The sequence below is a fragment of the Nonomuraea sediminis genome, assembly GCF_018531495.1.
Classification (GTDB): Bacteria; Actinomycetota; Actinomycetes; order Streptosporangiales; family Streptosporangiaceae; genus Nonomuraea; species Nonomuraea sediminis.
Genome location: NZ_JAHDTI010000009.1, coordinates 152,613 through 177,538, shown reverse-complemented (window position 1 = coordinate 177,538; position 24,926 = coordinate 152,613). Strand labels below are relative to the sequence as shown.

30 protein-coding genes and 1 riboswitch are annotated in these 24,926 nt (G+C 70.1%); of the genes, 13 read left to right on the top strand and 17 right to left on the bottom strand.

What is annotated here, in order from left to right; translation table 11 throughout:
• Nucleotides 1-2: 2 nt before the first annotated feature.
• From KIK09_RS32480 to KIK09_RS32470, 3 genes are all read right to left on the bottom strand, one after another.
• Complete coding sequence (locus tag KIK09_RS32480; protein ID WP_214323225.1) at nt 3-1,292, bottom strand: M14 family zinc carboxypeptidase; 1,290 nt, start codon at nt 1,290-1,292, stop codon at nt 3-5.
• Nucleotides 1,293-1,357: 65 nt separating this feature from the next.
• On the bottom strand, nt 1,358-2,278 hold the full coding sequence (locus KIK09_RS32475; protein ID WP_214323224.1) for a slipin family protein: 921 nt from the start codon (nt 2,276-2,278) through the stop codon (nt 1,358-1,360).
• A gap of 52 nt (nt 2,279-2,330) precedes the next feature.
• The gene (locus KIK09_RS32470) at nt 2,331-2,714 is read right to left on the bottom strand and encodes a nuclear transport factor 2 family protein (protein ID WP_214323223.1); all 384 of its coding nucleotides are present in this window, start codon (nt 2,712-2,714) and stop codon (nt 2,331-2,333) included.
• Nucleotides 2,715-2,772: 58 nt separating this feature from the next.
• On the opposite strand from KIK09_RS32470, the gene KIK09_RS32465 reads away from it, so the two are divergent.
• Both KIK09_RS32465 and KIK09_RS32460 read left to right on the top strand, forming a co-directional pair.
• The gene (locus KIK09_RS32465; protein WP_250574124.1) at nt 2,773-3,210 is read left to right on the top strand and encodes a MarR family winged helix-turn-helix transcriptional regulator; all 438 of its coding nucleotides are present in this window, start codon (nt 2,773-2,775) and stop codon (nt 3,208-3,210) included.
• Complete coding sequence (locus KIK09_RS32460; RefSeq protein WP_214323221.1) at nt 3,200-3,598, top strand: RidA family protein; 399 nt, start codon at nt 3,200-3,202, stop codon at nt 3,596-3,598. Before KIK09_RS32465 ends, KIK09_RS32460 begins: the two co-directional genes overlap by 11 nt.
• Here KIK09_RS32460 and KIK09_RS32455 read toward each other — a convergent pair.
• Together KIK09_RS32455 and KIK09_RS58165 are read right to left on the bottom strand one after the other, a co-directional pair.
• On the bottom strand, nt 3,585-4,154 hold the full coding sequence (locus KIK09_RS32455) for a DUF421 domain-containing protein (RefSeq protein WP_214323220.1): 570 nt from the start codon (nt 4,152-4,154) through the stop codon (nt 3,585-3,587). The genes KIK09_RS32460 and KIK09_RS32455 overlap by 14 nt on opposite strands.
• Complete coding sequence (locus tag KIK09_RS58165) at nt 4,151-4,924, bottom strand: DUF2127 domain-containing protein (RefSeq protein ID WP_214323219.1); 774 nt, start codon at nt 4,922-4,924, stop codon at nt 4,151-4,153. Before KIK09_RS58165 ends, KIK09_RS32455 begins: the two co-directional genes overlap by 4 nt.
• Before the next feature lie 29 nt (nt 4,925-4,953).
• Between KIK09_RS58165 and KIK09_RS32445 the strand changes: the two genes are divergently transcribed.
• Nucleotides 4,954-5,175, top strand: a complete 222-nt coding sequence (locus KIK09_RS32445) for a CDGSH iron-sulfur domain-containing protein (protein ID WP_214323218.1) — start codon at nt 4,954-4,956, stop codon at nt 5,173-5,175.
• Here the strand turns inward: KIK09_RS32445 and KIK09_RS32440 are convergent.
• Nucleotides 5,162-6,136 carry a rod shape-determining protein gene (locus KIK09_RS32440; RefSeq protein ID WP_214323217.1) on the bottom strand — a complete coding sequence of 325 codons (975 nt, stop codon included), beginning with the start codon at nt 6,134-6,136 and terminating at the stop codon, nt 5,162-5,164. The genes KIK09_RS32445 and KIK09_RS32440 overlap by 14 nt on opposite strands.
• Before the next feature lie 119 nt (nt 6,137-6,255).
• On the opposite strand from KIK09_RS32440, the gene KIK09_RS32435 reads away from it, so the two are divergent.
• A complete protein-coding gene (locus KIK09_RS32435; RefSeq protein WP_214323216.1) occupies nt 6,256-7,593 on the top strand; it encodes a threonine/serine exporter family protein in 1,338 nt (445 codons plus the stop codon).
• On the opposite strand, the gene KIK09_RS32430 is transcribed toward KIK09_RS32435, so the two are convergent.
• Nucleotides 7,567-8,076 carry a PadR family transcriptional regulator gene (locus tag KIK09_RS32430; protein ID WP_214323215.1) on the bottom strand — a complete coding sequence of 170 codons (510 nt, stop codon included), beginning with the start codon at nt 8,074-8,076 and terminating at the stop codon, nt 7,567-7,569. The genes KIK09_RS32435 and KIK09_RS32430 overlap by 27 nt on opposite strands.
• A 56-nt stretch (nt 8,077-8,132) precedes the next feature.
• Between KIK09_RS32430 and KIK09_RS32425 the strand changes: the two genes are divergently transcribed.
• The 4 genes from KIK09_RS32425 to KIK09_RS32410 all read left to right on the top strand — a co-directional run bounded on the left by KIK09_RS32425 (nt 8,133) and on the right by KIK09_RS32410 (nt 12,009).
• A complete protein-coding gene (locus tag KIK09_RS32425; protein WP_308164411.1) occupies nt 8,133-9,566 on the top strand; it encodes an MDR family MFS transporter in 1,434 nt (477 codons plus the stop codon).
• A gap of 35 nt (nt 9,567-9,601) precedes the next feature.
• Nucleotides 9,602-9,802: a DUF5302 domain-containing protein gene (locus KIK09_RS32420; protein WP_214323214.1), complete on the top strand. Its 201-nt coding sequence runs from the start codon at nt 9,602-9,604 to the stop codon at nt 9,800-9,802.
• A 165-nt stretch (nt 9,803-9,967) separates the two neighbouring features.
• A riboswitch (cyclic di-AMP (ydaO/yuaA leader) is annotated at nt 9,968-10,103 on the top strand.
• Between the two features lie 180 nt (nt 10,104-10,283).
• Nucleotides 10,284-11,084 (top strand): hypothetical protein, encoded by an 801-nt coding sequence (locus KIK09_RS58160; RefSeq protein WP_250574123.1) that lies wholly within the window; start codon nt 10,284-10,286, stop codon nt 11,082-11,084.
• Between the two features lie 97 nt (nt 11,085-11,181).
• Nucleotides 11,182-12,009 carry an alpha/beta fold hydrolase gene (locus tag KIK09_RS32410; RefSeq protein WP_214323213.1) on the top strand — a complete coding sequence of 276 codons (828 nt, stop codon included), beginning with the start codon at nt 11,182-11,184 and terminating at the stop codon, nt 12,007-12,009.
• A gap of 36 nt (nt 12,010-12,045) precedes the next feature.
• Here the strand turns inward: KIK09_RS32410 and KIK09_RS32405 are convergent, their stop codons facing one another.
• From KIK09_RS32405 to KIK09_RS32385, 5 genes are all read right to left on the bottom strand, one after another.
• Nucleotides 12,046-12,417 (bottom strand): hypothetical protein, encoded by a 372-nt coding sequence (locus KIK09_RS32405; protein ID WP_214323212.1) that lies wholly within the window; start codon nt 12,415-12,417, stop codon nt 12,046-12,048.
• A gap of 24 nt (nt 12,418-12,441) precedes the next feature.
• Complete coding sequence (locus tag KIK09_RS32400; RefSeq protein ID WP_214323211.1) at nt 12,442-12,816, bottom strand: roadblock/LC7 domain-containing protein; 375 nt, start codon at nt 12,814-12,816, stop codon at nt 12,442-12,444.
• Between the two features lie 29 nt (nt 12,817-12,845).
• Nucleotides 12,846-13,640, bottom strand: a complete 795-nt coding sequence (locus tag KIK09_RS32395) for a hypothetical protein (RefSeq protein ID WP_214323210.1) — start codon at nt 13,638-13,640, stop codon at nt 12,846-12,848.
• A 3-nt stretch (nt 13,641-13,643) separates the two neighbouring features.
• Nucleotides 13,644-14,021 carry a roadblock/LC7 domain-containing protein gene (locus tag KIK09_RS32390; protein WP_214323209.1) on the bottom strand — a complete coding sequence of 126 codons (378 nt, stop codon included), beginning with the start codon at nt 14,019-14,021 and terminating at the stop codon, nt 13,644-13,646.
• A gap of 127 nt (nt 14,022-14,148) precedes the next feature.
• A complete protein-coding gene (locus KIK09_RS32385) occupies nt 14,149-14,499 on the bottom strand; it encodes a winged helix-turn-helix transcriptional regulator (RefSeq protein WP_214323208.1) in 351 nt (116 codons plus the stop codon).
• Nucleotides 14,500-14,553: 54 nt separating this feature from the next.
• Between KIK09_RS32385 and KIK09_RS32380 the strand changes: the two genes are divergently transcribed.
• Nucleotides 14,554-15,159 (top strand): NAD(P)-dependent oxidoreductase, encoded by a 606-nt coding sequence (locus KIK09_RS32380; RefSeq protein WP_214323207.1) that lies wholly within the window; start codon nt 14,554-14,556, stop codon nt 15,157-15,159.
• Here the strand turns inward: KIK09_RS32380 and KIK09_RS32375 are convergent.
• A complete protein-coding gene (locus KIK09_RS32375; protein ID WP_214323206.1) occupies nt 15,153-16,361 on the bottom strand; it encodes a DUF4032 domain-containing protein in 1,209 nt (402 codons plus the stop codon). The two genes, KIK09_RS32380 and KIK09_RS32375, sit on opposite strands and share 7 nt — an antisense overlap.
• Before the next feature lie 22 nt (nt 16,362-16,383).
• Here KIK09_RS32375 and KIK09_RS32370 point away from each other — a divergent pair, with 22 nt between their 5' ends.
• Nucleotides 16,384-17,952 carry a DUF885 domain-containing protein gene (locus KIK09_RS32370; protein ID WP_214323205.1) on the top strand — a complete coding sequence of 523 codons (1,569 nt, stop codon included), beginning with the start codon at nt 16,384-16,386 and terminating at the stop codon, nt 17,950-17,952.
• Nucleotides 17,953-18,269: 317 nt separating this feature from the next.
• Here the strand turns inward: KIK09_RS32370 and KIK09_RS32365 are convergent, their stop codons facing one another.
• The gene (locus tag KIK09_RS32365; protein WP_214323204.1) at nt 18,270-18,905 is read right to left on the bottom strand and encodes a class II aldolase/adducin family protein; all 636 of its coding nucleotides are present in this window, start codon (nt 18,903-18,905) and stop codon (nt 18,270-18,272) included.
• A gap of 97 nt (nt 18,906-19,002) precedes the next feature.
• Between KIK09_RS32365 and KIK09_RS32360 the strand changes: the two genes are divergently transcribed.
• The gene (locus tag KIK09_RS32360; RefSeq protein ID WP_214323203.1) at nt 19,003-20,016 is read left to right on the top strand and encodes a saccharopine dehydrogenase NADP-binding domain-containing protein; all 1,014 of its coding nucleotides are present in this window, start codon (nt 19,003-19,005) and stop codon (nt 20,014-20,016) included.
• 422 nt (nt 20,017-20,438) lie between these two features.
• Here the strand turns inward: KIK09_RS32360 and KIK09_RS32355 are convergent, their stop codons facing one another.
• Nucleotides 20,439-20,837 (bottom strand): YybH family protein, encoded by a 399-nt coding sequence (locus tag KIK09_RS32355; RefSeq protein ID WP_214323202.1) that lies wholly within the window; start codon nt 20,835-20,837, stop codon nt 20,439-20,441.
• 182 nt (nt 20,838-21,019) lie between these two features.
• On the bottom strand, nt 21,020-21,607 hold the full coding sequence (locus tag KIK09_RS32350) for a TetR/AcrR family transcriptional regulator (RefSeq protein WP_214323201.1): 588 nt from the start codon (nt 21,605-21,607) through the stop codon (nt 21,020-21,022).
• Between the two features lie 64 nt (nt 21,608-21,671).
• Here KIK09_RS32350 and KIK09_RS32345 point away from each other — a divergent pair, with 64 nt between their 5' ends.
• Nucleotides 21,672-22,601, top strand: coding sequence for a carbohydrate kinase family protein (locus tag KIK09_RS32345; RefSeq protein ID WP_214323200.1), 930 nt, complete (start codon nt 21,672-21,674; stop codon nt 22,599-22,601).
• A 110-nt stretch (nt 22,602-22,711) separates the two neighbouring features.
• The gene (locus tag KIK09_RS32340) at nt 22,712-23,926 is read left to right on the top strand and encodes an aminotransferase class III-fold pyridoxal phosphate-dependent enzyme (RefSeq protein WP_214323199.1); all 1,215 of its coding nucleotides are present in this window, start codon (nt 22,712-22,714) and stop codon (nt 23,924-23,926) included.
• A gap of 314 nt (nt 23,927-24,240) precedes the next feature.
• Here the strand turns inward: KIK09_RS32340 and KIK09_RS32335 are convergent, their stop codons facing one another.
• Nucleotides 24,241-24,864, bottom strand: coding sequence for an alkyl sulfatase dimerization domain-containing protein (locus KIK09_RS32335; RefSeq protein ID WP_214323198.1), 624 nt, complete (start codon nt 24,862-24,864; stop codon nt 24,241-24,243).
• Nucleotides 24,865-24,926 lie beyond the last annotated feature (62 nt).

Sequence of the window (24,926 nt, the reverse complement as noted above, 5' to 3'; positions counted from 1 at the left end):
GGTCACGACGGTATGGTGCGCGCGGCCCGCCGTACAGTCGCCCGCAGGTGGGCGGCGCTGATCAGGGCGGCCCTGGTCTGGATCTCCACGATCCTGGTCAGCGGGTCGTCGGGGGTGACGACCTCGGTCTGCGCGGCGGCCGACAGCCGGTGCAGCACGGCCCTGGCCTCCATGTGCACCGCCAGCCCCGCTGCCGGCTCCTCCTCCAGCAGGCGCACGAACATGCCGGCCGTACGCAGGGACAGGCGGCGGACCGTGTCGCGGATGCCGCCGACCTCGGCGCGGGAGACGGGGCGGGTGGCGGTGGCCTGGAGGGCGGCGCGCTTCATCGCGGCGATCAGCCGGTCGCACACGTCCAGCGTGTCGTCGACCGCGGCGTGGAAGGGCGAGGTGACCGCGGGTCCCGTGGCCTCGCGCAGCCGGGCGATCGGGGCGATCTCGTGGCGCAGCCGTACCGTGGCCTCCTCGAGCAGCCGCCGTTCTGACACGCCTGCGGGGGCGCGGTCGTCGCAGCCGGGCGAGGTCCACAGCGGCACCTCGGCGATCAGCGTGAACGTGCCGTGCCGGTCGGCGTACTGCCAGCTGGAGGCGCCGTAGGTCGGCTCGCCGCCGCAGGAGTCGGCGAAGTCGGTCCAGTCGGCCGAGGGCAGCAGCGTGACGCCGGGCCCGGCGACCTCGTAGCCGACCGTGTCGATGGGGGCCAGGTCGAGCGGCACCCCGTGGCTCACCGCGAGCGCGGCCAGCTCGCCGGCCAGGCCGGGCAGGGGGCGGCTGATCTGGAAGTAGGCGCCGCCGAAGTCGGCGTTGTGCAGCGAGAACAGGAACGCGGGCCGCAGGTCGTCGATGACCCGCATCAGCGCCCTGGTCTCCGGCAGCGGCCTGTTGAAGCGCTTGGCCCCGGCGTCGACCGGGAACGTCCACTCCGGCTGGTCGGCCAGCGCGGGCCGGTAGAAGTGGCGGTGGTGGTGCGCGACGGTGAACGGCCCGGAGTACCAGCCCTCGTTGAGCCGGGCGCCGTCGGGGTCGACGCAGCCGATCAGATGCCAGGTGAAGCCGTGCCGCTCGCCCTCGCACAGCAGCTTGGCCAGGCGTAGCACGGTCAGGAAGCCGACCGGCTCGTTGGCGTGCGGGCCGCCGATGACCAGCGCGTGCTCGCGGCCGTCGCCGATGGAGAGCATGTCCAGCGGCTCGCCGAGCCGGGAGTAGCCGATCCGGCGCGTCCTGCACAGATCCGGATAGAGAACGCAGATCTCGCGCAGCTTCGCGGCCACGACATCGACGGTCGGAATCACGTCCGAGAGCTCCCTCGCGGCCGGGGCGCCAGCGGCCAATGGCGCCCGATGCCACGAAGCTAAATTCAGGAAACGCCGCTGTCCAGACCACTCTCCTCTGGCGCTGAGATTTCGGGTACGGCCGGCCGTTCCGCGAGGCCCTCGGGTGTGGGTTGCTTGGGTACGGCGGGCCGCTCGGCAGGCCGCTCCGCCCGTTCCGCCGACGCCTTCTCCGAGCGCTGCTCGGCCGGTTGGCTGGCTCTTTCGAAGAAGCGCAGCAGCTCGACGGGCAGTGGCATGACGAGCGTGGAGGTCTTCTCTGCGGCCACCTCGACCACCGTCTGCAGCAGGCGCAGCTGGAGCGCGCCGGGTGTCTCGGACATGATGGCCGAGGCGTCGGCCAGCTTCTGCGCCGCCTGGTACTCGCCGTCCGCCGTGATGACCCTGGCTCTGCGTTCGCGCTCGGCCTCGGCCTGGCGCGACATCGACCGCTTCATGGAGTCGGGCAGTTGCACGTCCTTGATCTCGACGCGGTCGATGTGGATGCCCCAGCTGAGCGCCGGGCTGTCGATCATGAGGGCCAGGCCCTTGTTGAGCTCCTCCCTGTTGGTCAGCAGGTCGTCCAGCAGGCTCTTGCCGATGATCGACCGGAGCGAGGTCTGGGAGACCTGCTCGACCGCGAACAGGTAGTTCTGCACCTCGATCGCCGCGCGCAGCGGATCCTGCACTCTGAAGTACGCGACGGCGTCCACCTGCACGGAGACGTTGTCGCGGGTGATGCCCTCCTGCGTGGGGATCGGCATGGTGACGATCTGCACGTTGACCTTCCTCATCCGGTCCACGTACGGGATCAGCAGCGTGAGCCCGGGCCCGCGGATCTGCCGCTGGGCCTTGCCGAACCGGAAGACGACCCCGCGCTCGATCTGGTTGACGACCCTGATTCCGGCGAGCACCGTCCAGATGACCGCCAGCGCGACCAGGGCGAGGACGATGAAAGTAGCAACCATGATGGTGTCCCTTCCACTTCGAGAGTAGATCCGGACACCGGGGAACGGGAGGTCAGCGGCCAGGGGGAGTGGCGATCGGGCTGTAGTGCAGCCCGGCGAGCAGCCTGCGGCCGTCACGGCGCACGCTGATCTGGGTCACGCGGAAGCGCCCGTCGGCCGGCCGGCCCTGGAACTCCGCCTTCTGGGTGACCACCCCGACGGCCACGGTCACGTCGCCGTACTCCCTGATCGTGTAGTCGTCCCAGCTCAGCTCGTGGGTGACCAGGCCGCCGTTGCCGTAGCGGTTGACCCACTGGTCTCGGACGAGCACGAAGCCGAGCGGGCCGACCAGCGTGAAATCGTCGGCGGCCAGCTCCGCCAGCGCGGCGTTGTCGCCGCGCTGCTCGGCCTCTGCCCAGCGCTGTCCGAGTTCGCGTACTTCCTGGTTGGTATCCATGGCCATTACGTTAGATATCTAAGCGTTAGATGTCAAATGTTATGCTATGATCGGCTCCATGACAGGACCGATCGGGCTCAGGCTCACGAACACCGCCAGGGTGCTGAGCAGGGCCTTCGATGACGCGCTCGCCGAGGCAGGCGGTTCGCTGCCGATCTGGCAGGTGCTCCTCACGGTCAAGTCGCGCACCCAGGGCAACCAGCGTCAGATTGCGGCGAGCATCGGCATCCAGGGCGCCACGCTCACCCACCACCTCAACGCGATGGAGCGCTCCGGGCTGGTCGTGCGCCGCCGCGATCCGGAGAACCGGCGGGTGCACGTGGTCGAGCTGACCGAGGAGGGCGAGCGGCTCTTCCACCGGCTGCGCGAGGTCGTGGTGGACTGGGATCGGCGCCTGCGTACCGGGCTGGAGGAGGAGGACGTGGCCGCCTTCGAGCGGGTGCTCGCCCGGCTCGAGCAGAACATCCAACTGAACCGGAGTGACCATGGCGCTTGAGTACCTCAATCCCGCCGACCTGCCCACGCCGCAGACCTACAGCCACGTGGTGATCGGGACGGGCACCAGGCTGGTGTTCATCGCGGGGCAGGAGCCCGAGGACGAGCGCGGAGACCTGGTCGGCCCCGGCGACCTGGCCGCGCAGGCCCGCCAGGCGTTCGCCAACCTGGGCCGCGCGCTGGCGGCGGCCGGTTCCGGCCCCGAGGAGGTCGCCAAGATCACGATTTACGTGGTGGGCTTCCAGCGGGAGCACATCCCGGTGATCGAGGAGGCCAGGGTGCGGCTGTTCGGTGAGCTCAAGCCGGCCGACGCGCTGATCGGGGTGGAACGGCTGGGCGGCGACGGCTACCTGATCGAGGTCGAGGCCTTCGCCGTCAGCGCCGGTTGACCAGGGCGTCGAGCTGCCGCTCGATGTGCTCGAGGCGGTCGGCCAGGGAGGAGATGTCGCCGCGGGTGGCGTTCTCCTCCTCCTTGCGCAGGCGGACCACCACGGCGCCGCCGGGCTCCAGCGTGACCAGGCTGGTGTCGCGGACGCTGTTGCCGCCCTGGCGCTGGATGGAGACGTCCACGTCCGCCTTGCGCAGGCCCAGCCGGGCCAGGATCCCGTCGTTGTAGTGGCCGTCCTGGGCCAGGACCGTCGCGTGGCCCTCGAACAGGTCGGCCACCCACGGGACCCTGGCCGCCAGCCGTACCACCAGGGCGTTGAAGGCGACCAGGATCACCGCGCCCTCCAGGCCGCCGACCAGCGAGTTGTCGGGGCCGATGATGGCATTCTGCACGACGTTGCTGAGCAGCAGCATGACCACCAGGTCGAAGCTGTTGAGCTGGGCGAGCCCGCGCTTGCCCGCCATCCGCAGCAGCAGCGCGACGACGAGATAGACGGCGATCGTCCGTATGGCCTTGTCGGCCAGGGAGACGCCGGCGACGAGCAGGTCCTGGGTCATTGCCCCGCCGCCATGCGCTCGACCTCGATCAGCGAGGCGCTGTGGCGTTCGGCCTCGTAGGCGGCGCGGCCGCCGCGCACGCCGAACAGACGCTTGGTGTAGATGAGGTAGACGCACAGCGCCACGTTGATGAGGAAGATCACCACGCGTACCCAGGTGACCCGCTCGATCAGCTCGTAGATCTCCAGCGGCAGAAACAGCGCGGTGGCCACGAAGGCGAAGTACTCGCCCCAGCGCTTGAGCAGCCACAGGCCGACCGCCTCGATCAGTTCGATCAGCGCGTAGAGCGACAGGCCGAGGCCGACCAGCGTGAGCGTGGTGGTGCCCGCCGTCAGCGACGCCTCGACCCAGTGGTAGATCTTGGAGTGGCTCAGGTCGATGCCCTCGTTGCCGAACAGGGTCCTCAGCAGCGGCAGGTCCCGCTCGAGCACGCGCTGGATGGACTCGCGGTTGTGCGCGAAGCGGAACACCCCGTAGGCGGCCAGCCCGATGACCAGGCCCCGCAGCAGCCGCTCGATCGCGAAGAAGCGCAGCACGAACGCGTCGCGCAGTTGCTTGCCGCGCCCCACGACGGGCGCGTGGTCGGCCGGGCCGTGTCCGGTGGGCGGCCCCACCACGTACGTCGCGCAGCGCAGGCACCGCCAGGCCTCGCCCGCCGCGGTCGTGACGTGCAGCCGCCCGCGCAGGGCCTCCTCGTCGGGCGCGTAGGTCACGTGCTTGGTGAAGGCGCAGGTGAACAGCGACCAGTCGAGCGGCCAGGAACGTTTCACGGATTCCTCCACGGGATACGGCACTGATCGTGCGTATCGAAGTGACCCCGAACGGACCTTACTCGGTCAGCGGGTCGGTGCCCATCAGGAAGCAGATCATCGGCACGGACGAGCGCGGCCAATCCGTGAGCTGGGTCGAGGGCGAGGCGTATCCCGCCCGCGAGCGGTACGAGCTGTGCCGGTGCGGCCATTCGCGCAACAAGCCGTTCTGCGACGGGACCCACGCCACCATCGGGTTCACGGACGGATGACCAGCCGGCCGGGGATCCGCCGCAGGTCGTCGACGCAGCGCCCCAGCCCGAGCGCCACCGACTCCACCGGCCGTTCGGCCCGTTGCACCGGGATGCCGAGCTCCTGCCGCAGCCGCTTGCCCAGCCCGCGCAGCAGCGAGCCGCCGCCGGTCAGCACCGCGCCGCGGTCGGCGATGTCGAGCGCGAGGTCGGGCGACAGGCCCTCCACCATGTCCGCGGCCGCCCGGGCGATGCGCTCGGCCGGGGTCTTGGTGGCCATGCTGACCAGCTCGGCCGAGATCGTGACCGTCCGGCGCTCGCCGGTGTACGGGTCGACCGCGGGCACCTCCAGCGGTTTGCGGCGCTTGGCGTCCTCGGCCGCCGCCTCGGTGATCACCAGGCCGTGCTCGCGCCTGACGAGGGCCACCAGGGCCTTGGTCACGTCGCCTCCACCGACGGGCAGGCTCCTGGCGGCGACCACGGCGCCGCAGGAGACGACCGCGATGCGGGTGGTGTCGCAGCCGATGTCGATGACCATGTTCCCCGTGGCCTCCTTGACGGGCAGCCCCGCGCCCATCGCGGCCGCCATGCCGTGGTGGACCAGGTAGACGCGCCGCGCCTCGATGTCGTAGGCCATGTTGCTCAGGGCGTCGCCGATGATCCCCGTGGGGTCGCTGGGCAGCGCGATCACCATGCAGGGGCGGGCGAAGGGATGCCCGTGCGCCTTCTTCAGGAAATGTCGCAGCATGTGGCGGGTGAGGTCTCCGTCGTACGGCAGGCCACCGCTGACCGGTCTGACGGTGAGGGTTTCCCCTTTGGGGGCCGGATCGGCACCGACGGCCACCACCTTGCCGGTGGCCAGGGAGCGCGTCACCACTGAGGGTTCGTTGAGGACGATGCCCTTGCCCTTGACGTAGATCTGCGTGCTTGCCGCGCCGAGGTCGATCGCCACGTCACGGCCGAGGAGGCGAAGCGGGTTCATTGCCGCAGTTCCGCTGTTGGCGTCATGTAACGGTCGTTACCGGTCAAGTTTCTCCGCAACACCAAGAACGGATCTCCCTTTGACCTTGCTGGGGCTCATGCTCGGGAAACCCTTTGGCTGTGGGGTTGAAGCGCGGCGCGCGGCAGGCCTGGGGGGTGCTCACCGGGCGGCGCCCCAAGGCCGTCACGGTGGTGCCGAGGGCGGACCTGCAGGCCCAGTGGACCCGCGAGTTCGCGACGTTCCTGTGCGAGCTCGGCGCGATGCTGGTGATGGCGGGCGCGCTGATCGAGGAGGTCGAGGACGCCATCAGGGACGTGGCCGCCAGGAACGGCGCCAGGGTCCGCTCGTTCATCGTCCCGACGGGGGTGTTCGTCCGGGTGGGGGAGGGCGCCTTCGAGGCCATCGAATTTTTGCCGATCGAGGGCGAAAGGCTCACGCTGGCCCAGATCCAGGCGCTCTACTCGCTGGTCGACAGGCTGAAGGACGAGCCCACGACGGCGGCCGACGCCATGGAGGAACTGCTCAGGATCTCGGCCATCCCCGAGAGGTTCAACCCGATCGAGTCGGTCGCCGGATACGCCGTGCAGACCGTCGGGCTCGGCGTCATCCAGCACGCCACGCTCCCCGCCGTGGCCGGGTACGTGGCGCTCGGGCTCGGGGTCGGCCTGCTGCGCATGATCGGGTCCAGGATCCCTTGGCTCGAGACGGCGCTGCCGGTGGTGGCGGCGGCCCTGGTGACCATGGCGGCGCGGGTCTGGGCAGGGCCGGTGCTGCACGAATGGGCCTCGCTGATGCTCGTCGCGCCGCTGATCGCGTTCCTGCCCGGCACCCAGCTCACCATGGGGGTGATCGAGCTGTCGCAGGGCGACATGCTGTCCGGGCTCAGCCGGCTGGCCAGCGCGTTCAACGTGCTGCTCCTGCTGGCCTTCGGCATCCTGGTCGGCACCTCGGTGGCCACGCAGGCCCCGATACCGGCGGGGCCTGCGGTGCGGGGGCTGGGCGCGTGGGCACCGTGGGTGGGGGTGGCGCTGCTCGGCATCGGGTTCGTGGTCAGCTACTCGGCGCCGCGGCGGCTGCTGCCGTGGCTGCTCGCCGTCCTGCTGGTCGCTCGGGCCGCGCAGGTGATGGGCAGCACGGCCGCGGGAGCGCCCTTCGGCGCGTTCGTGGCGGGGCTGGTGCTGCCGGTGCTCGCGCACCTGGTCCAGCGGCGGGCCAGGACGCCCTCGCAGGTGCTGTACCTGCCCTCGTTCTGGATGCTGGTGCCGGGCTCGCTGGGGCTGGCGAGCGTGAGCGAGCTGGTCGTCCAGCAGAGCGCGGCCAGCCTGGCCGACCTGGTCAACACGGGGGTCGTCGTGCTGGCGATCGCCCTGGGCGTCATGGTCGGCGCGAGCTTCGTGCCCCGCGAACGCCTCGAGGTGGCCACCACGCGCTCAGAGGCGAGAACGAAGTTCGGCTAGGCACTCGTCGGCCCAGGCCAGGCCCGTTCTGGTCTGGGCCAGGCCGAGCTTGAGCGCGAACCTGCCGAAGTCGGACTTGGACTCGGGGTCGGGGAAGCACTCCAGGACCGACAGCCGCTCCTCGAAGCTGCGCCTGATGCGCTCCAGCACGTCGATGGCCTGCGCGGTCTCCAGCAGGGGGAGCAGGAAAGCCTGCAGCGCGATGTCGCTGCGGATCGTGATGGCGGGCTCGTGGTCCCTGAGCCAGGCGTGCAACCGGCCCTTGCCGTCCTCGGTGATCACGTAGATCTTGCGACCGCGCGCTCCCTCGGACTGGACCGCGATCAGCCCGTCGGAGTCCATCTTCACCAGCTCGGGGTAGATCTGCGTGTGCCCCGCCTGCCAGACGTGGTTGAGCGAGCGTTCGAACGATTTGGCCAGGTCGTACCCGCTTGCCGGGCCTTTGGCCTCGAGCAGGCCCAGCAGCGCCATCCGCAGGGACATGATCCCACCTTAGTGCAACGCTTGACATGTAAGGAGTTACAGGTCAATCTTCACGTGTGAAACCTAACATATCGCTGCTCCTCGCCGTGCTCGGCGGGATGTTTCTGGCCATGCTCGACCAGTCGATCGTCGGGACCGCGCTGCCGCGGATCACCGCCGAGCTGGGCGGGACCACGCTCTACACCTGGGTGGTCACCGCCTACCTGCTGACCTCGACGGTGACCGTCCCGATGTACGGCCGGCTGTCCGACCAGCACGGCAGGAAGCCGCTGCTGCTCATCGGGATGGCCGTGTTCATCGTCGGATCGGCGTTGTGCGGGGCCGCCCAGGACATGACGCAGCTGATCGCCTTCCGCGCGCTGCAGGGCCTGGGCGCCGGTGCGCTGATGCCGCTGTCGCTGGCGCTGGTGATCGAGATGTTCCCGCCGGACCGCGGCGGCTCGCGCATCCAGGGCGCGCTCGGCGCGGTGATGGCGCTGAGCTTCCTGGCCGGGCCTTTCGTCGGCGGCGTCTTCACCGACCAGGTGAACTGGCGCTGGTCGTTCTACGTGAACGTGCCGCTCGGGATCATCCTGATGGCGATCGTGTGGCGCCAGTTGCCTCGCCGTGCGGGTACGGGCGGCGGGCGGCCCGACTACCTGGGCATCGGCGTGTTCACCGTGGCGATCAGCGCGCTGCTCGTGGGGCTGACCGAGAAGGGCGTCGACGGGCACACCTGGACCAGTGCCGCGGTGATCGTGCCGATCCTGCTGGCGCTGGCGTTGCTGGTCATGTTCGTGCTGGTCGAGCTGCGGGTCGAGCACCCGATCGTGCCGATGCACCTGTTCCGCAACCGCGACTACACGCTGGTCATGGTGATCTCGTTCTTCACCGCGTTCTGCATGTACGCGGGAGTGGTCTTCCTGCCGCGCTACTTCCAGTCGGCGCTCGGCGTGAGCGCCACCGACTCCGGGATGCGGATCTACCCGCTGACCCTGGCCATGGTCACGGGCAGCATCGTCATGGGCGCCCTGATGAGCAGGACCCGCAAGTACAAGCCGTGGCTGATGGCCTCGCCGTTCCTGATGATCGCGGGCACGCTGCTGTGCGTGAACCTGGCCGTCGACACCTCGCCCTGGCTGCTGGCGGGCTGGATGGTGCTGATCGGGCTGGGCATGGGGCCGATGCTGTCGGGGCTCACCGTGGCCGCGCAGCAGTCGGTGCCGCCTCAGCACATCGGCGTGGCCTCGGCCAACCTGACCTTCTTCCGGCAGATCGGCGGCTCGGTCGCGCTCGCCTTCGCCGGCACCGCCTACACCTCCGTGATCGTGAACGAGGCGCCGCGGCACGGGCTGCCCGCCGCCCATGCCGCCGCGGCCGCGGAGGTCATCCCGATACTGGGCGTCGCGGGCGCCGTCGTCGCGCTCGTGGCGATCCTGGCGCTGCGCGGCGGCGCGCTCCCGCGCATCCCTCAAGCGCAGGTCGAGGTGGAGGCGAGTTTGGCGTCGTGAGAAGCTTTGAGGGTCCCCAACACCAGGAGGTCCTCATGGCGGAAACACCGGAGCAGGAAGTCAGCGAGACTCCCGAGGACGAGATGAAGCGCAAGTTCCGTGAGGCGCTGGATCGCAAGCGCAACCAGCACGCCGACGCGGGCGCGGGTGGCAGGGGCGGGGATCCGTCGAAGATTCACGGGGCTCACGGCCCGGCCGCCAGCAAGCGCTCATTCCGACGCAAGAGCGGCGGCTGACGCTGGTGTTTCTAGGGGGTACGGCTTGCCGTACCCCCTCTCTTTTTTGACCCTTAAGGTAGATCTTCTGCCCTTTTCATGGGTTTTGTTTTGCTTTTGCTGGTTTTGACCCATAGAGTCCTTTGCGTTACCAGCTGGTGACCGTGCCCTTCACAAAGAAGAGGCCGCCGGCTGGCGCCGAATCCCGCACCCGCGGGAACCGGGGAACCACGTTCCTTGGGGTGAATCCGGCTGTGAGCCGGTAGGGCATCTCCACGTCCGAACCCGTCAGCTAACCCGGTAGGCGAGATGGAGAGGACTTTACTCACATGCTCGTTCCCCCGCCGCGCACAGAGTCACAGCCTGCCGCAGCCTACTGACGGCCCTTCCCCCTCAGCTTTCCCCCCTGCGCTCCGCGTAGCGACCGTTCGGCCTCCTGCCCGGCTACGCCCTTCTGATTGAGCGCTTTGCCCTGTTCCCGCACGAAGGACTTTGCTTTTCCATGTCTGCTCGCTTCGGCATGCGTTCTATCGCCCTGCTCGGCGCCGGTCTCATCGGCGCGCTGACCGTCAGCACCACCGCTGCTCACGCCGACTCCTTCGACCAGAAGAGGCCCCTGCTCAAGGGCGGGACCACCGCCTCCTACTTCTGGGACGACTCCTCCGGCCGCGCCGGTGACACCGGCCTGCCCGCCAGCGGCAAGCCCATGCAGAAGGGCCTGGTCGCCAGCCCCAGCTGGCCCCTGTTCACCGAGGGCTACGTCATCTACAAGGGCAAGAAGGCGCCGTTCTTCGTCGGCGACCGCGGCCCGGGCAACCCCTCCAACAGCGGCGTCATGCTCGACCTGGACGCCAAGACCTTCGCCCAGCTCACCGGCGGCAAGTTCAACTCCTCCACGCTCGGCGTCGACGGCGTCGGCGGCGAGGGCCACATCAAGGTCCAGTACGTCATCACCAAGTGGGGCGGCGGCCCGGGCAAGAAGAACCACCCCGTGGCCTTCTCCACCGGCGCCTACGCTCGCTTTGACCACAACCCGGCCAAGCCGCCGAAGGTCATCCTGCCGCAGGCCCCGAAGCAGCAGCCCGAGACCAAGCAGCCTGACGCCCCGGCCCAGGCCGCGCTGCCCGCTGACCCCCAGCAGGACAAGCCCGCGGGCGTGAGCCCCGCGCTGGCGGCCGCCGCCAGCGAGCCGGTCAACCAGTCGAACGGCGTCGGCGGCTTCGCCATCGCCGGCGGCCTGGCCATCCTGGGTGGCGGGCTCGTGCTCGGTCAGGACAAGCTGCGCAAGCTCGTCCGCCGCTGAGACCAGAGCCCTCCACGCGGCTGCCCCTTCCCCCTGGGCGGCCGCGTGGGGGGCTCTTCCTCTTTACGAAGAGAAACTAGAATGCCATTCTGATCGGGTGACCACGCGCGTTCCCGTCAACGGCATCGAGATCGTCTACGAGAGCATGGGGTCGCCCGACGGGCGGCCCCTGTTGCTGATCATGGGCCTCGGCGCCCAGCTCATCCACTGGGACGACGACCTGTGCCGGCTCCTGGCCGAGCAGGGCCACCATGTCGTCCGCTACGACAACCGCGACGCGGGCCTGTCGACCCACCTGCCGCAGGCAGGCGATCCCCCCTACCTCCTCGAGGACATGGCCGACGACGCCGCCGGGCTGCTCGACGCGCTCGGCTGGGACCGGGCGCACATCGTGGGCGCCTCGATGGGCGGCATGATCGCCCAGGCGCTGGCCATCCGGCACCCCGACCGGGTGCTCACGCTCACCTCGATCATGTCGACGCCGGGCCCGTCGATCTCCCCGCCGACCGAGGCGGCCCTGGCGGTGCTCATGTCGGTGCCGCCGTCGGAGCGCGAGGCGCTCATCGAGCACGAGCTCCACACCTGGTCGATCATCGGCTCGCCCGGTTTCCCGCTGGACCGCGAGCGGATCGCCTGGATGACAGGGACGGCCTACGACCGCGCCTGGGACCCGGACGGGACCGGCCGCCAGCTCGCCGCGATCATGGCCTCGCCCGACAGGACCGAGGCGCTGGCCGGGCTCCGCATGCCCACGCTCGTCATCCACGGTGAGGACGACCAGCTCGTGCCGCTGGCCGGCGGGCAGGCCACCGCCGCGGCCGTGCCCGGTGCCCGGCTGCTCACCTTCCCCGGTATGGGCCACGACTTCCCGCGCCCGCTCTGGCCGGAGATCGTCGGTGCGATCACCAAGCACACCGCCGGCTGACGCGGCCCGCGCCCTCGCGCGCGGGCCGCGTGGCCGTCAGATCTCCAGCTTCTCCTCGATCGCCTTGAGGTTGTGCCTGGCCAGGGCGAGATTGGCCCTGCTGCGGTCGAGCGCGAGGTAAAGGAACAGCCCCTTGCCTCCCCTTCCCGTGATCGGGCGGATGATGTGGTACTGCCCGGTCAGCGTGATGAGGATGTCCTCGATCACGTCCTTGAGGCCGAGCGAGTCCATCGTGCGCAGCTTGGCCTTCACCACCTCGGTGTTGCCCGCCGCCGCCACCTGGAGATCCAGATCCTTGGAGCCGCCCAGCGTGCCGAGCGCCATCCCGCTGCCGTGGTCGACGATCGCGGCGCCAAGCGCGCCGTCGATCCCCATCATCTCCTTGAGGGAGACGTCCATGCCGGCCATGTTTTCCTCCGATCGTTTCTGCGGTCACTGCTTTCGTGCTGCGATGGCGGCCACGCTCGCCGCCGTCTTGCGCCCCTCCAGCCGGAGCAGCCCGAGATTGGTGCCGGGCTCTGCCAGGACTGTGAGGACGATGGTGGGGCCCGCGGCGTAGAAGGCGGCAAAGCCCGCGGTGCCCGAGATGAGCGTTTCCTCCAGCCCGCCCCGGCCGGCCAGCGCCATCATGCGCCTGCTCATGGCCAGCACCGCCGCCGACAGCGCGGCGGTCTGATCCTGGCCCTCTCCCCGCAGGTCGCTGGCGATGGTCAGCCCGTCGACCGTGCACGCGATGCTCCCGTCCACGCACGGGTTGCGCTCGCGCAGGAGGACCATCTCTTTCATTAACTCCTCGCGCAGTTCCACGGGTGGCCTCCTCCTGAGTGAGGGGAACCTCACGACAACTCCTCCAGCGCCTTCTTCAGCCGCAACAGCAGGGTCAGGTCCATCGGGTCCGCGGTCACCGTGGGACCGATGGGCAGGTGCGGCGCCTGCGGATCGTGCGGCGGGCGCTCCGTCGCCGTGCGGGGTTCGCGCCGCGGCAGCGGGTCCGCCGTCTCCAGCAGCCCGGCCGCCGCCATCTCCCGTACGGCCAGCAGGATCGAATACCCGGACCTGCCCAGCCGTGCGGCCAGTTCGAGCGGGGTCGCCTCCCGGTCCGCGCCGATCAGGATCTCCCACTGGACGTCGCTGATCGTCACGCGCGAGCCGGGCAGCCGGACCGCCGGCCGTACGGGGGAGGTGTCGAGGTCGGCGCGCGGCCAGGCCTGGGCGAGCCGGGCACGGCGCCGAGCCGTCTCGCGCACCAGCCCGGCGACGTCGAAGAACCACTGGCCGCCCAGCCAGTGCTGCTGGCCGGGCTGGAACTTGGGCCTGGTCCCGGTGACGGGCAGGAGGAAGAAGGCCGCGTCCAGCACGGCGGCGAGGACGAGGTACTGCAGCTCGCCGTGGCTGATGCTGCTCTCTTTGAGCATCAGGTCGCACCCGCCGCCGGACTGGTAGACCCGCATCGATTCCTCGGGGACCCGGCCGTTGAGGGTGAGCAGGCGGTCGGCGGTAGGGGTCTGGACGCATTCCATGTAGGTCACCCGGCCCTCGTCCAGGTAGATCGTTCCAGCTCTGCCCACTCGCAGAGCACCCGTGGAGCGTTCGCGGGCGAAACCGGCCAGCAGCGCGTCGAGGCGGGCCATGGTTCACGTCATCAACTGGCCGGAGATGGCCTGCAGGCGGTAGCGCGCCAGGGCGAGGTTCGACCGTTCCAGGTCCAGGCGCACGTAGATGACCAGCGGACCGTCGAAATGGGTCTCCAGGAGCCTGAGCAGATGATGGCCCTTGTCGGTGGTGACCAGCATGTCGTCGATCCGGACGGTCTCGCCGGGACTGGATCTGGACAGGCCGTCCATCGTGGCGCGCAACGCCTCGGTGAGGGCGGCGGCCGAGGTCTCCGCGTCCACGCCGCGGGGCGTGCTGTCGGACGCCACCGCCATGCCGCTCGTGTGGTCGACGAGCATCGCGTCCAGTGCCCCCGGGATCGCCATGACCTCGGTCAGGCAGTCGTCCAATCCCAACATCTGCTCTCCCTCGCCGTCCGCAGGACTGGGACAGCGTAGAGACGGCGGTTGAGAGGCGGGAGCGGGAAGTGACAGGTGTTTATCGCCGAGAGGAAGAGTTATCCCCTGCGGAGGAGAATTTCGCGCTTTATGCCGAAAGTTCGCGCGATTCGAGAATTTTACTCACGTTCTGTTCCGCCCATGTGGCCACCACGGCGATCGGGCCGTGCAGCGAACCGCCCAGGTCGGTGAGGGCGTACTCCACCCGCGGCGGCACCTCGGCGAAGATCTTCCTGCTGATGAGCCCGTCGTGCTCCATCGTCCGCAACGTCTGGGTCAGCACCTTCGGCGTGACCCCGCCGATGCGGTCGCGCAGCGCCGTGAACCGCATCGGCCCGTCGCTCAGGCTGAGCAGCACCAGGACCGACCACTTGTCCCCGATGCGATCCAGCACCACCCGCGTCGGGCAATTCGGGTCGAAGACATCGCCAGTATCCATAAGGTACTTATAGCACGATGAAGTAACCAGTATCCATTGGATACTATGGGCGCCATGAAGATCCTTCTCTTTGGCGCGACCGGCATGATCGGTCAGCGCATCGCCGCTGAGCTCACCAATCGCGGGCACGAAGTAACGGGAGTCAGCAGGTCAGGCGGCCCGGTCAAGGGCGACGTCGCCGACGCGGGCAAGCTCGCCCGTGGCCACGACGTGGTGATCTCGGCCATCGCGCCGCCGCGCGACGGCACCGAGCCCGAGCCGGCCTTCCTCGCCGCCAACCGCGCGCTCATCGACGGCGTACGGCAGGCGGGCGTCACCCGGCTGATCGTGGTCGGCGGCGCCGGCGGCCTCAAGGTCGCCCCCGACCTCGACCTGGTCGACACGCCCGACTTCCCCGCCATCTACAAGAAGGAAGCGCAGGCCCAGCGCTCCAACCTGCAGATCTACCGGGGCGTGGACGACCTCGACTGGACCTACATCTCGCCCGCGGCCGAGATCGCGCCCGGCGAGCGCACAGGCGACTACCGCGTCGGCGGCGACGAGCTGCTCACCGACGACGAGGGTCGCAGCTTCATCACCGCCGAGGACTACGCGGTGGCCGTCGCCGACGAGGTCGAGAAGGGAGCGCACCCGCGCTCGCGCATCTGCGTGGCCTACTGAACCGGCTCGTCGGGCAGCAGGGCCTTCTCGTCCGGCTTGTGGACCAGCACGTTGTCCACATACGACTTGACGGCCTCGGCCAGCCCGACGTCTCCCCCCGCGGCCTCCGACAGGTACCACCTGTGGTCCAGGATCTCGTGGAAGAGCTGCGCGGCCTCCAGCTTGCCGCGCAGCTCGGCGGGGATCGCGGCGACCGTGGGCTGGAACACCTCGGCCAGCCAGCGGTGCGCCACGATCGCCTCGTCCTCGTGCCGCAGTCCCTTGGCCACGCGGAAGCCGTCCAGATCGTTCAGCAGCCGCCGCGCCTGGTTCTCCTCCACGTCCAGGCCGGTCAGCCGGAGCAGGCGGCGCTGGTGGTGGCCGGCGTCGACCACCTTGGGCCGCACGATCAGCCGCCCGGTGCCGACCTTGCGCCTGACCATCATCTCCGCCACGTCGAACCCGAGCAGGTTGAGCCGCCTGATGCGGTTCTCCACCTTGTGCCAGTCGACCTCTTCGATGATCTCGTCCTGGGTGATCTCGCTCCACAGCCGGTGGTAGCGGGCGACGATGTCCTCGGCCGTCTCCATCGGGTCGATCGACGGGTGCAGCAGGTCGCCCGCCTCCAGGTCGAGCATCTCGCCGAAGATGTTGGTGTGCGCCAGGTCGATGTCGCCCAGCCGCTGGCCCTCGCTGATCATCGGGTGCATCTCGCCGGTCTCGGCGTCCACCAGGTACGCGGCGAACGCGCCCGCGTCCCGCCTGAACAGCGTGTTCGACAGCGAGCAGTCGCCCCAGTAGAAGCCGTTCAGATGCAGCCTCACCAGCAGGACGGCCAGCGCGTCCAAAAGCCTGGTGAGCGTGTCGGGCCGCAGCGTGCCCGACATCACCGCGCGGTAGGGCAGCGAGAACTGCAGGTGCCGGGTGATCAGCGCCGCGTCGAGCCCGCCGTCGCGCCCGGTCACGTAGGCCACCGGCTCCACCGCAGGGGCGTCGAGCCTGGCCAGGTCCCACAGCAACTGGTACTCGCGCTTGGCGTAGCGCTCGCTGATCTCCTTGATCGCGTAGACCTTCCCTGACAGCCGCGCGAAGCGGACCACGTGCCGGGAGATGCCGCGGGGGAGGTCGACCAGATGATGCTGGGGCCACTCTTCGAGTGGGATCTCCCAGGGGAGTCGGATCAGGTCAGGTTCGCCGAGCGCGCCGGTGATCTGCAGGGCCATTTCATCAGGATATTGTGCGAAAGTGGATGAGTTCCTGGCGTGGTACTTCGCGAACAACCCCATCACCGCGACCTCCCTCGGCGCCGACGGCTACGCCCGCACCCTGGGCGACTTCACCGAGACCGGGCTGCTCCGCTACTCCAAGGAGCGGGTCACGTGGCTCGAACGGCTCTCCGCCCAGTCCGGAGGCTCCCCCGATGACGAGATCGACCGGGAGCTCGTGCTCTCCCACCTGCGCGGCGAGCTCGCGCTCGACGGGTGGCCGTGGTGGCGCCGTGACCCGTCGGTCTACCTGAGCTCGATCTTCGGCTCGCTGTTCGTGCCGTTCCAGCGCGCCCTCCAGCCGGAGGCCGAGCTCGTCGACGACGCCGTCGCGCGGCTGGCCGAGGTGCCAGGGGTGCTGGCGGCCTGCCGTACCAACCTCTCGCCCGATCTCGCGGCGGACCTGCTCGTGCGGCGCGCCCTCGGGCAGGCGCGCACGGCGCGCGGGCTGCTCACGCGCACCATCCCCGGCATGATCTCCTCGCCGGCGCTCAGGGAGCGCTTCGTGGACGCCGCGTCGCCGGCCGCCGACGCCTTCGACGGCTTCGCCGCCTTCCTCGAGGAGTTCCGCTGCGGCGGGACCTGGCGGATGGGGGAGGAGCTCTACAGCACGCTGCTGCGCGAGCGCGAGATGCTCGGGTACGGCGCGGCCGAACTGCACGCCAAGGGGGTGGAGCAGTGGGACCTGCTCGACACCGAGATGCGTGCCGTCGCCTCGCGCCTTGACGGCTCGTCCGGCTGGCGGGCGGCGCTGGAGTCCCTGATGGACGACCACCCGCCGACCCTCGAGGCGATGCGCGCCGAGTACGAGGCCGAGACCCGCCGGGCGCGCGACTTCGTGCTCGAGCGCGAGCTGGTCACCTTCCCCGACGGGGAGGAGTGCGACGTGCTGCCGTCGGCCGAGTACAACCGGCCCATCCTCGCCGTCGCCCACTACATCGCGCCGCCGCCTCTCACCCCCTCCCGCAAGGGGTACTTCTTCGTGCCCTACACGCCCGACTCCTTCACCGAGGAGCAGGTACGGCAGCGCCTGCGCAGCAACCACCGGGCCCAGATGCCCGACACCGCCGTGCACGAGGCCTACCCCGGGCACCACTGGCACCTGTCGCACATGGCGGCCAACCCGCGCACGGTCCGCAAGGTTTTCCGCACGCCCTACTTCTCCGAGGGCTGGGGGCTGTACGTGGAGAAGATGATGCACGAGCAGGGGTACTTCGACACGCCCGCCACCGAGCTCGCCTATCTCGACGGGCGCATCTTCCGCGCGGCGCGGATGGTGGTGGACACGGCGCTGCACTGCTCGGACATGCCGATCGCGGAGGCCGAGCAGTTCATGGCCACCAAGTCGGCACTGTCTCCCGAGACGGCGGCCGTCGAGGTCAACCGCTACTGCGCCTGGCCCACGCAGGCGCCCTCATACCTCACCGGGGCCCTGGAGATCGACGACATCCGCGCCTCTTACGCGGGGTCGCTCCGCTCCTTCCACGACAAGCTCGCCGGCTCCGGCGGCCTCCCCCTCGGCCTCGCCCGCCGCGCCACCCTCTCCTAAACTCCACCCACCCCCGCCGTACGCCCCTTCCCCACCGCTACCCGCCCACCCACCCCACAACGGGGACGCCCGAGGTCCATAGAACCCACCGCTGCCCGCACGCACCTACGGCCGAGCGCTGCTACCCGGCGCCGGGTCGGCGAGACGTTGTGCGGCGGGTCCCGGCGCAACACGTGCGGCGACCGGCCGTGCTTCCACCTCGCCGTACCACGACCCCGCACGCACCCACCGGCCCAGCACTCCTACCTGGCGCCGGGTCGGCGAGCCGGTGTGCGGCGGGGCTCGGCGCGTACGGTGAACAGCCATGGCGTGCTCGGTCAGGGGCGGCGGGGGAAGGTGGGTGGGTTGAGGGCGCGGTCGACCACTGCTGCGAGCTGGGATTCCGTGAGGATCGTGGGCCGGCCGATCGCGAGGCCGCGGACGTAGACCTCGCACAGCCACTCCAGGAGGCGGGTCGAGGAGAAGGCCTGCTCGAGGGACGCGCCGACGGTGACGCCGCCGTGGTTGGCGAGGAGGGCGGCCTGCTTGCCCTCCATCGCGGCACGGACGTTGGAGGCCAGCTCGGGCGTGCCGTACGTCGCGTAGTCGGCGACCTTGATCGTGCCGCCGAGCAGCAGCGCGTTGTAGTGCACCGGCGGCAGCTCCGTCATCGTCGTGGCGACGACCGTGCCGAAGACCGAGTGCGTGTGCACGATCGCCTGCGCGCCCGTGGCCTGGTAGAGGGCCAGGTGCATGGGCGTCTCCGACGACGGCTGCGTGTCGCCCGCGACGAGGTAGCCCTCGAGGTCCACGACGGGGCAGGCCTCGGGCGTGAGCTGGTCGAGCGCCACCCCGGAAGGCGTGACGGTCACCAGGTCGCCGTCGCGGACGCTCAGGTTGCCCGAGGTCCCGATCACCAGCCCCTGCTCGACGCATCGCCTGCCGTACTCGCAGAGCTCCTCGCGCAAGTCCATGCAGGGCAATGTAGTCGGTCGTCCGAAATCCCTCAATCACGTTGACGCTCGCGAGTTGGGAACGTATGTTCGAGACCCTGCTATGGAAGGGGTCAGCATGATCGCGATCTATGGCGCCAACGGGCACACCGGCAGGCTGGTGGCCGCCGAGCTGCTCGACCGCGGCGAAGAGGTGGTGCTCGCGGGCAGGAACGCCGCCGCGCTGCACGCCATGGCCGAAGAGCTGGCCTCGACCAGCGTCCAGGTGAAGGTCGCGCCGCTGGACGATCCCAGGGCGTTACGCGAGCTGGCGAGCGGCGTCGCGGTGTTGATCCACTGCGCGGGGCCCTTCGCGGAGACGTGCGAGCCGGTGGCGTCCGCGGCCGTCGCGGGCGGGTGCCACTACCTCGATCACGCGGTCGAGCCGCATCCGGTGAAGTTCCTGTTCGAGACCTACCAGGGGGCGGCCGAGCGGGCGGGCATCGTCATGGTCCCGCAGATCAGCTTCTACGGCGGGCTCGCCGACCTGCTCGCGTCCGCGGTGGCCGAGGGGCTGGGCGAGGTCGACCGGCTGACGGTCGGATACTCGGTGAACGGCTGGCGGATGACGCCCGCCGCGGTCAGGACGGCCGAACTGCTGATCGGCGAGATCGACCGGATCACCCACGTCGGCGGCGAGCAGCGTGTCGGGCCGGTGGAGATCCGCAACACGGTCTTCCCGTTCCCGCCGCCGGTCGGGCCGCGCACGATGATCGCGCCGTTCCCCTCGGGTGAGGTCGTCACGATCCCGCGCCACGTGGCCGTCCGGACGGTCGAGTCGCAGCTCACCTCCAGCACGTTCGAGGACGAGCGCACCTTCACCAGCCAGCACGCCACGCCCGCCGAACGCGCCCAGTCCGACTTCACCATCGCCGTGCAGGCGGTCGCGGTGGGCGGCGGCGGTCGCAACGGTCACGTCCGCGGTCACGACATCTGGCGTGCCGGGGCTCTGGCCTCGGTCGAGGGCGCGATCCGGCTCGTCCACGGCGACGGCCCCAAGGAGCCCGGCGTCCTCAGCACCGCCGAAGCCTTCCCCGCCGAACCCTTCCTCCGCACCCTGGAGTCCACCGCCGCCTTCACCCTCTCCTTGTAACAGCCCCGAGTACGGCAAGCCCCAACGAACCCCGGGTTATCTCGACAGAGACCCGGGCACGACCAGACCCGATCGCGGGAGTTTCAGGCTGGGGATTCCGGGCGAACAGGACCGGGGTGGCGGGCTCCGGCTGGAGGTCGGGGGTGCCGCCACCCCCGCACGCAGCCGGTCCAGGGCGCCACGGGAGGCCGTAGGGGTTTCGTACGGGCTCTCGTGAGCGGGTGTGGTTCGGGCGCGGGAGTTTCGGGTGGGAAGTCCGTGGGTGGCCTGGACCGGGGTGGCGGGGTTTCGGGCGTCGTTGCGGTGGCCGACCGGGGGCGGGTCAGTGGGCGTCTTCCTGGAGGTGGCCGGCCCTGTGCGGCGGGTGGCGGTGGGGTGGCTTGCCGTACGTTCGCGATGGTTGCCTGGGCGTTGGAGAAGGATTACGGGCGGATTGTGGTGCCCTGGGCGGAGTGGAGGCGCCATGTGCCGTCCGGGGTGAGGGCGAAGACGTGGGTGTAGCGGCTGGCCGCGGTGAAGGGGGCGCCGTCGGGGCCGGTGAAGTTCATGGTGGTGCGCCCGACCACGATGCCCGTGTCCCCGATGCGCCGGACGATGGCCTCCTCGGGGAAGGACTCGATCGCCGGGAAGCGGAGCGAGCCGCCCGAGATGAGGCCGAGCAGCGCGTCCCGGCGGGCGATGGCGCCGTCCTCGATGCCCACCAGGACGAAGTCGTCGGCGAGCAGGCGCTCCAGGGCTTGGACGTCGCCACCCACGAGGGCGTCGAAGAAGCGGCGATCGTGGTCGAGCAGCGCGGCACGGTCCTCGGCGGTGATGGTCATTGCGGGATGTTAAACGTTGACGCCGGTGACAAGGTCAACCCACAGTCGGCGCCGCCGGTCGAGAGCGGGGAGAGGGCGGCGTTCGAGGGTGACAAGTCAACGCGGCCGGTCGAGGGATGGCACGTCAACGCAGCCGGTCGAGGGGCGGCACGTCAGCGCAGTGGCGTTCGTGCGTGACAACGTCAGCGGAGGCGGTCGAGGGCGGTGAGGAGGTGGCGTTCGAGGTCCACCCGGGTCAGGCGGCCGGGGTAGAGGAGCAGGTGCAGGCTGAGGCCGTCGACCAGGGCGAGCAGGTATTCGGCGAGGTCGTCGAGGTTCTCCTCGGCGGCCAGCTCGCCGGCCGCGCGGGCCTCGCCGAGCAGGTGGCGTACGGCGTCGCGGAGCTCGGCCGCCTCGGCGCGCTGGACCTCGGCCAGGTGCTCCGAGGCCAGGCTGCGGCTCCAGAAGCTGACCTCCAGGCGGGTCTCCTGGGTGCGTTCCGCGTCGAGCGGGAGGTTGTCCAGGAGCAGTTCGCGCAGCGCGGCCAGGCCGGTGACCCCCTCGACCTTGCGCGTGAGGCGCTCGCGGATGCGCTGGTGCGACTGGCGCAGCGCTGACAGCAGGATCTCGTCCTTGTCGGCGAAGTAGTGGGCGAGCACGCCGTTGGAGTATCCGGCCTCCTTGGCGATCGCGCGCGTGGTGGCGGCGTCGAGGCCGTCGCGGACGATCACCCGGCGCGCCGCCGACAGGACCTCGCGGCGGCGCTCGTCATGGTCAACGATCTTGGGCATTCGGTGACACCTCCCTGGCACCAGCATATTGACTTTTTATTCGGACGTCTGTCTACTAACCGCCATGAGGGTAGTCACGGTAGGTGTCCACATCGTGGATGTTCTGACCAGGCCCGTGGAGTTCATCCCCGAAGGGCAGGACACCGTCCTGGTCGACCAGATCCGGCTCACCGCCGCGGGCGCCGCCGCCGGTACGGCCGTGGACCTGGTCAAGCTCGGCAACCAGGTCACGACGATGGGCGCGATCGGCGACGACGAGCTGGGCGACTTCCTGGTCATGGTGATGGCCAGGCACGGGGTCGACGTGTCGCGGCTGTCCCGGCGGGCGGGGGAGCAGACCGCCGCGTCGATCCTCCCGATCCGCCCGGACGGCGGGCGGCCCAGCTTCCACGTCCCCGGCGCGAACCTGAGCGTCACCTTCGGCGACGTGGACGCCGAGGCCCTGCGGGATGCCGACGCGGTGCACCTGGGCGGGGTGGACGTGACGTTCGGGCTGGGCGATCCCGCGTTCTTCGAGCTGCTCGACTCCGTGCGGGCGGCCGGGACGATCGTCACGATGGACCTGCTGTCGGAGATGCCGGACCTGCTGGGGATGGCCAAGGCGTTCCTGCCGCACGTGGACTACTTCCTGCCCAACGAGTCGCAGGCCAAGCTCATGACCGGGGCACCGGACGTGGAGACTGCCGCGTCCCAGTTGCTGGCCGAAGGCCCGCGCGGCGTCCTGGTGACCCTGGGCGCCGAAGGCAGCCTCCTGGTCACCGGCGGCGTGCCGGCCGAACGGGTCCCGGCACTCCAGGTCGAGGTCAACGACACCACCGGCTGCGGCGACGCCTACTGCGCCGGATTCATCACGGGCCTGCTGCACGGCCAGGACGTGCGCACGGCCGCGAGCTGGGGTACCGCTGCCGCCACCCGCGTGGCCACCGGCCTCGGCTCCGACGCCGGCATCACCGACCTGCCCACCACCCTGGCCATCCTCCCCGCCCAGGGATGACAACGCCGCGACACCCGCTCCGCGTGTGCCGGGAGGCGATTGCCGTGGTGACGGGTAACGGCTGACGGATGACAGGGCTTGCCGTACAGACTTGTGAGGGAGACTTTCAGATGACAGATGCCGAACTTCGTCAGCGGGCGCTCAAGGTCGTGCCGGGCGGCATGTACGGGCACCTGAACGCGGCGATCTTCGCGCCCGGGTACCCGCAGTTCTTCGAGCGGGGCGAGGGCTGCAGGCAGTGGGACGTCGACGGGCGCGAGTACATCGACTTCATGTGCAGCTGGGGACCCGTCGTGCTGGGTCACCGGCATCCGCGCGTGGAGGAGGCGGCGGCCCGCCAGCTGGCCAAGGGCGACACGCTCAACGGGCCCGGGCCGATCATGGTGGAGCTGGCCGAGCTGCTGGTCGACCTGATCCCGAGCGCCGACTGGGCGATGTTCTCCAAGAACGGCACCGACGCCACCACCCAGGCGCTGATGGTGGCCAGGGCCGCGACCGGGCGGGCCAAGGTGCTGATGGCGCACGGCGCCTACCACGGCGCCGACCCGTGGTGCACGCCCTCACCGGCCGGGACCACCCCCAACGAACGCGCCGATCTCGTGGAGTTCCAGTACAACGACCTGGCCTCGCTGGAGGCCGCGGCGGCGACGGTCGAAGGGGACGTGGCGGCGATCATCGTGACGCCGTTCAAGCACGATTCCTTCGAGGACCAGGAGCTGGTCGAGCCCGAGTTCGCGCGCGGCGCCCGTGCGCTGGCCGACCGGCTGGGCGCGGCCCTGGTGATCGACGACGTACGCGCGGGGTTCCGCATCGACCTGCGCGGGTCATGGGAGCCGTACGGCGTGCGGCCCGACCTCACGGCGTGGTCCAAGGCGATGGCGAACGGCTACCCGATCGCCGCCGTGACGGGCACCGACGCGCTGCGCGCTGCGGCGCAGACGCTGTACACGACGGGGTCGTTCTGGTTCTCGGCCGTGGCGATGGCGGCGGCCAAGGCCACGATCGAGACGCTGCGCGACACGGACGGCATCGCGGCCATGGAGCGTGCCGGGACGCAGCTGCGCGAAGGACTCTACGCGCAGGCCAAGGCGCACGGCTTCGTCGTCAACCAGACCGGGCCGGTCACGATCCCGTGGCTCAGCTTCGACGGCGACGCCGACCTGTCCAAGGCGCTGTACTGGAGCGACGCCTGCCTGCGGCACGGCGTCTACATCCACCCGTGGCACAACTGGTTCATGTCCGCGGCCCACACGGAGGAGGACGTCGCCAAGGCCCTGCAGGGCACCGACGCCGCCTTCGCCGAAACCAGGTCCAACTTCGGCTGACGCTCCCGGTACGGCAGGCGACGCCGCCTCGCCGTACCGGCGCGGGGGTGTCCCGCGCCGGGGTCGGCGAGGAGGGGTGCGGCGGTCGTCAAGCGCCCTGTCCGGGGTGCCCTGTACGGCGGCAAGGGGAGCGTGGTGCGGCCGTCCGGCTTCGGGCCGGTTCGGTGCGGCTGCGGTTCTGGGCCGCGTTGCGGTGGGGCATTGGCATCGACTCGCCAGTAGCGCCGGTCGCGGGTCCTCAGCCGAAGTACGGCGGGCGGTCGGTGGCCGTGGCTCGCCGTATGGGCTCATGAAAGATCACATGCCGTACAGGCTCATGAAAGATCAGACGCCCGGGTGGATGATTCAGAAGCTGCCCAGGTGAAGACGCCCTTTGCCATCAGGGACTGTTCGTTGGCGGCGCGGGTGGCGAAGACCTGGGCTCTGACGCGTTGGACGCCGGGGTCGGCGGGGGCGGCGAGGGCGGCCATCTCGGCCAGGTGGCCGGCCAGGCGCTCGTCGCCGCGCGACAGCGCGTCCAGCGCGGCATCGGCGAGCCTGGTGGCGCCGCCGGCGAGGTCGGCCACCGCCGTGGCGAGCACCGCGTCGGGCGCGGGCTTGAGGTTGGCCGGGTTGCCGTCGTACCAGCCGCCGTACAGGCGCCACAGGTTGCGGACCACGAACTCGGGCTCGTCGTAGCGCGCCCGCAGGTAGGGCCGGTCCGCCAGGTGCGCGGGCGGCGTGACCGTGTGGACGATCTCGTCGAGCCGGGCACCGGCGTTGAGCAGGTCGAGCGTCTGCGTGATCAGCGACTCCAGCCATGCGGCCGTCTCCAGCAGCGCCTGCCTGATCCGGTCGCGCCCGAGGATCGGCGCGCCGTGGCTGGGCAGCATGATCTCGGCGTCCAGCGCCGCCATCCGGTGCAGCGCGTGCAGCCACTCCCGCGGATAGCGCTGCACCTTCTGCGGGTTGCCGCAGTTCGGCGTGACCCAGTTGACCTCCTCCCCACGGCTGAGCCAGG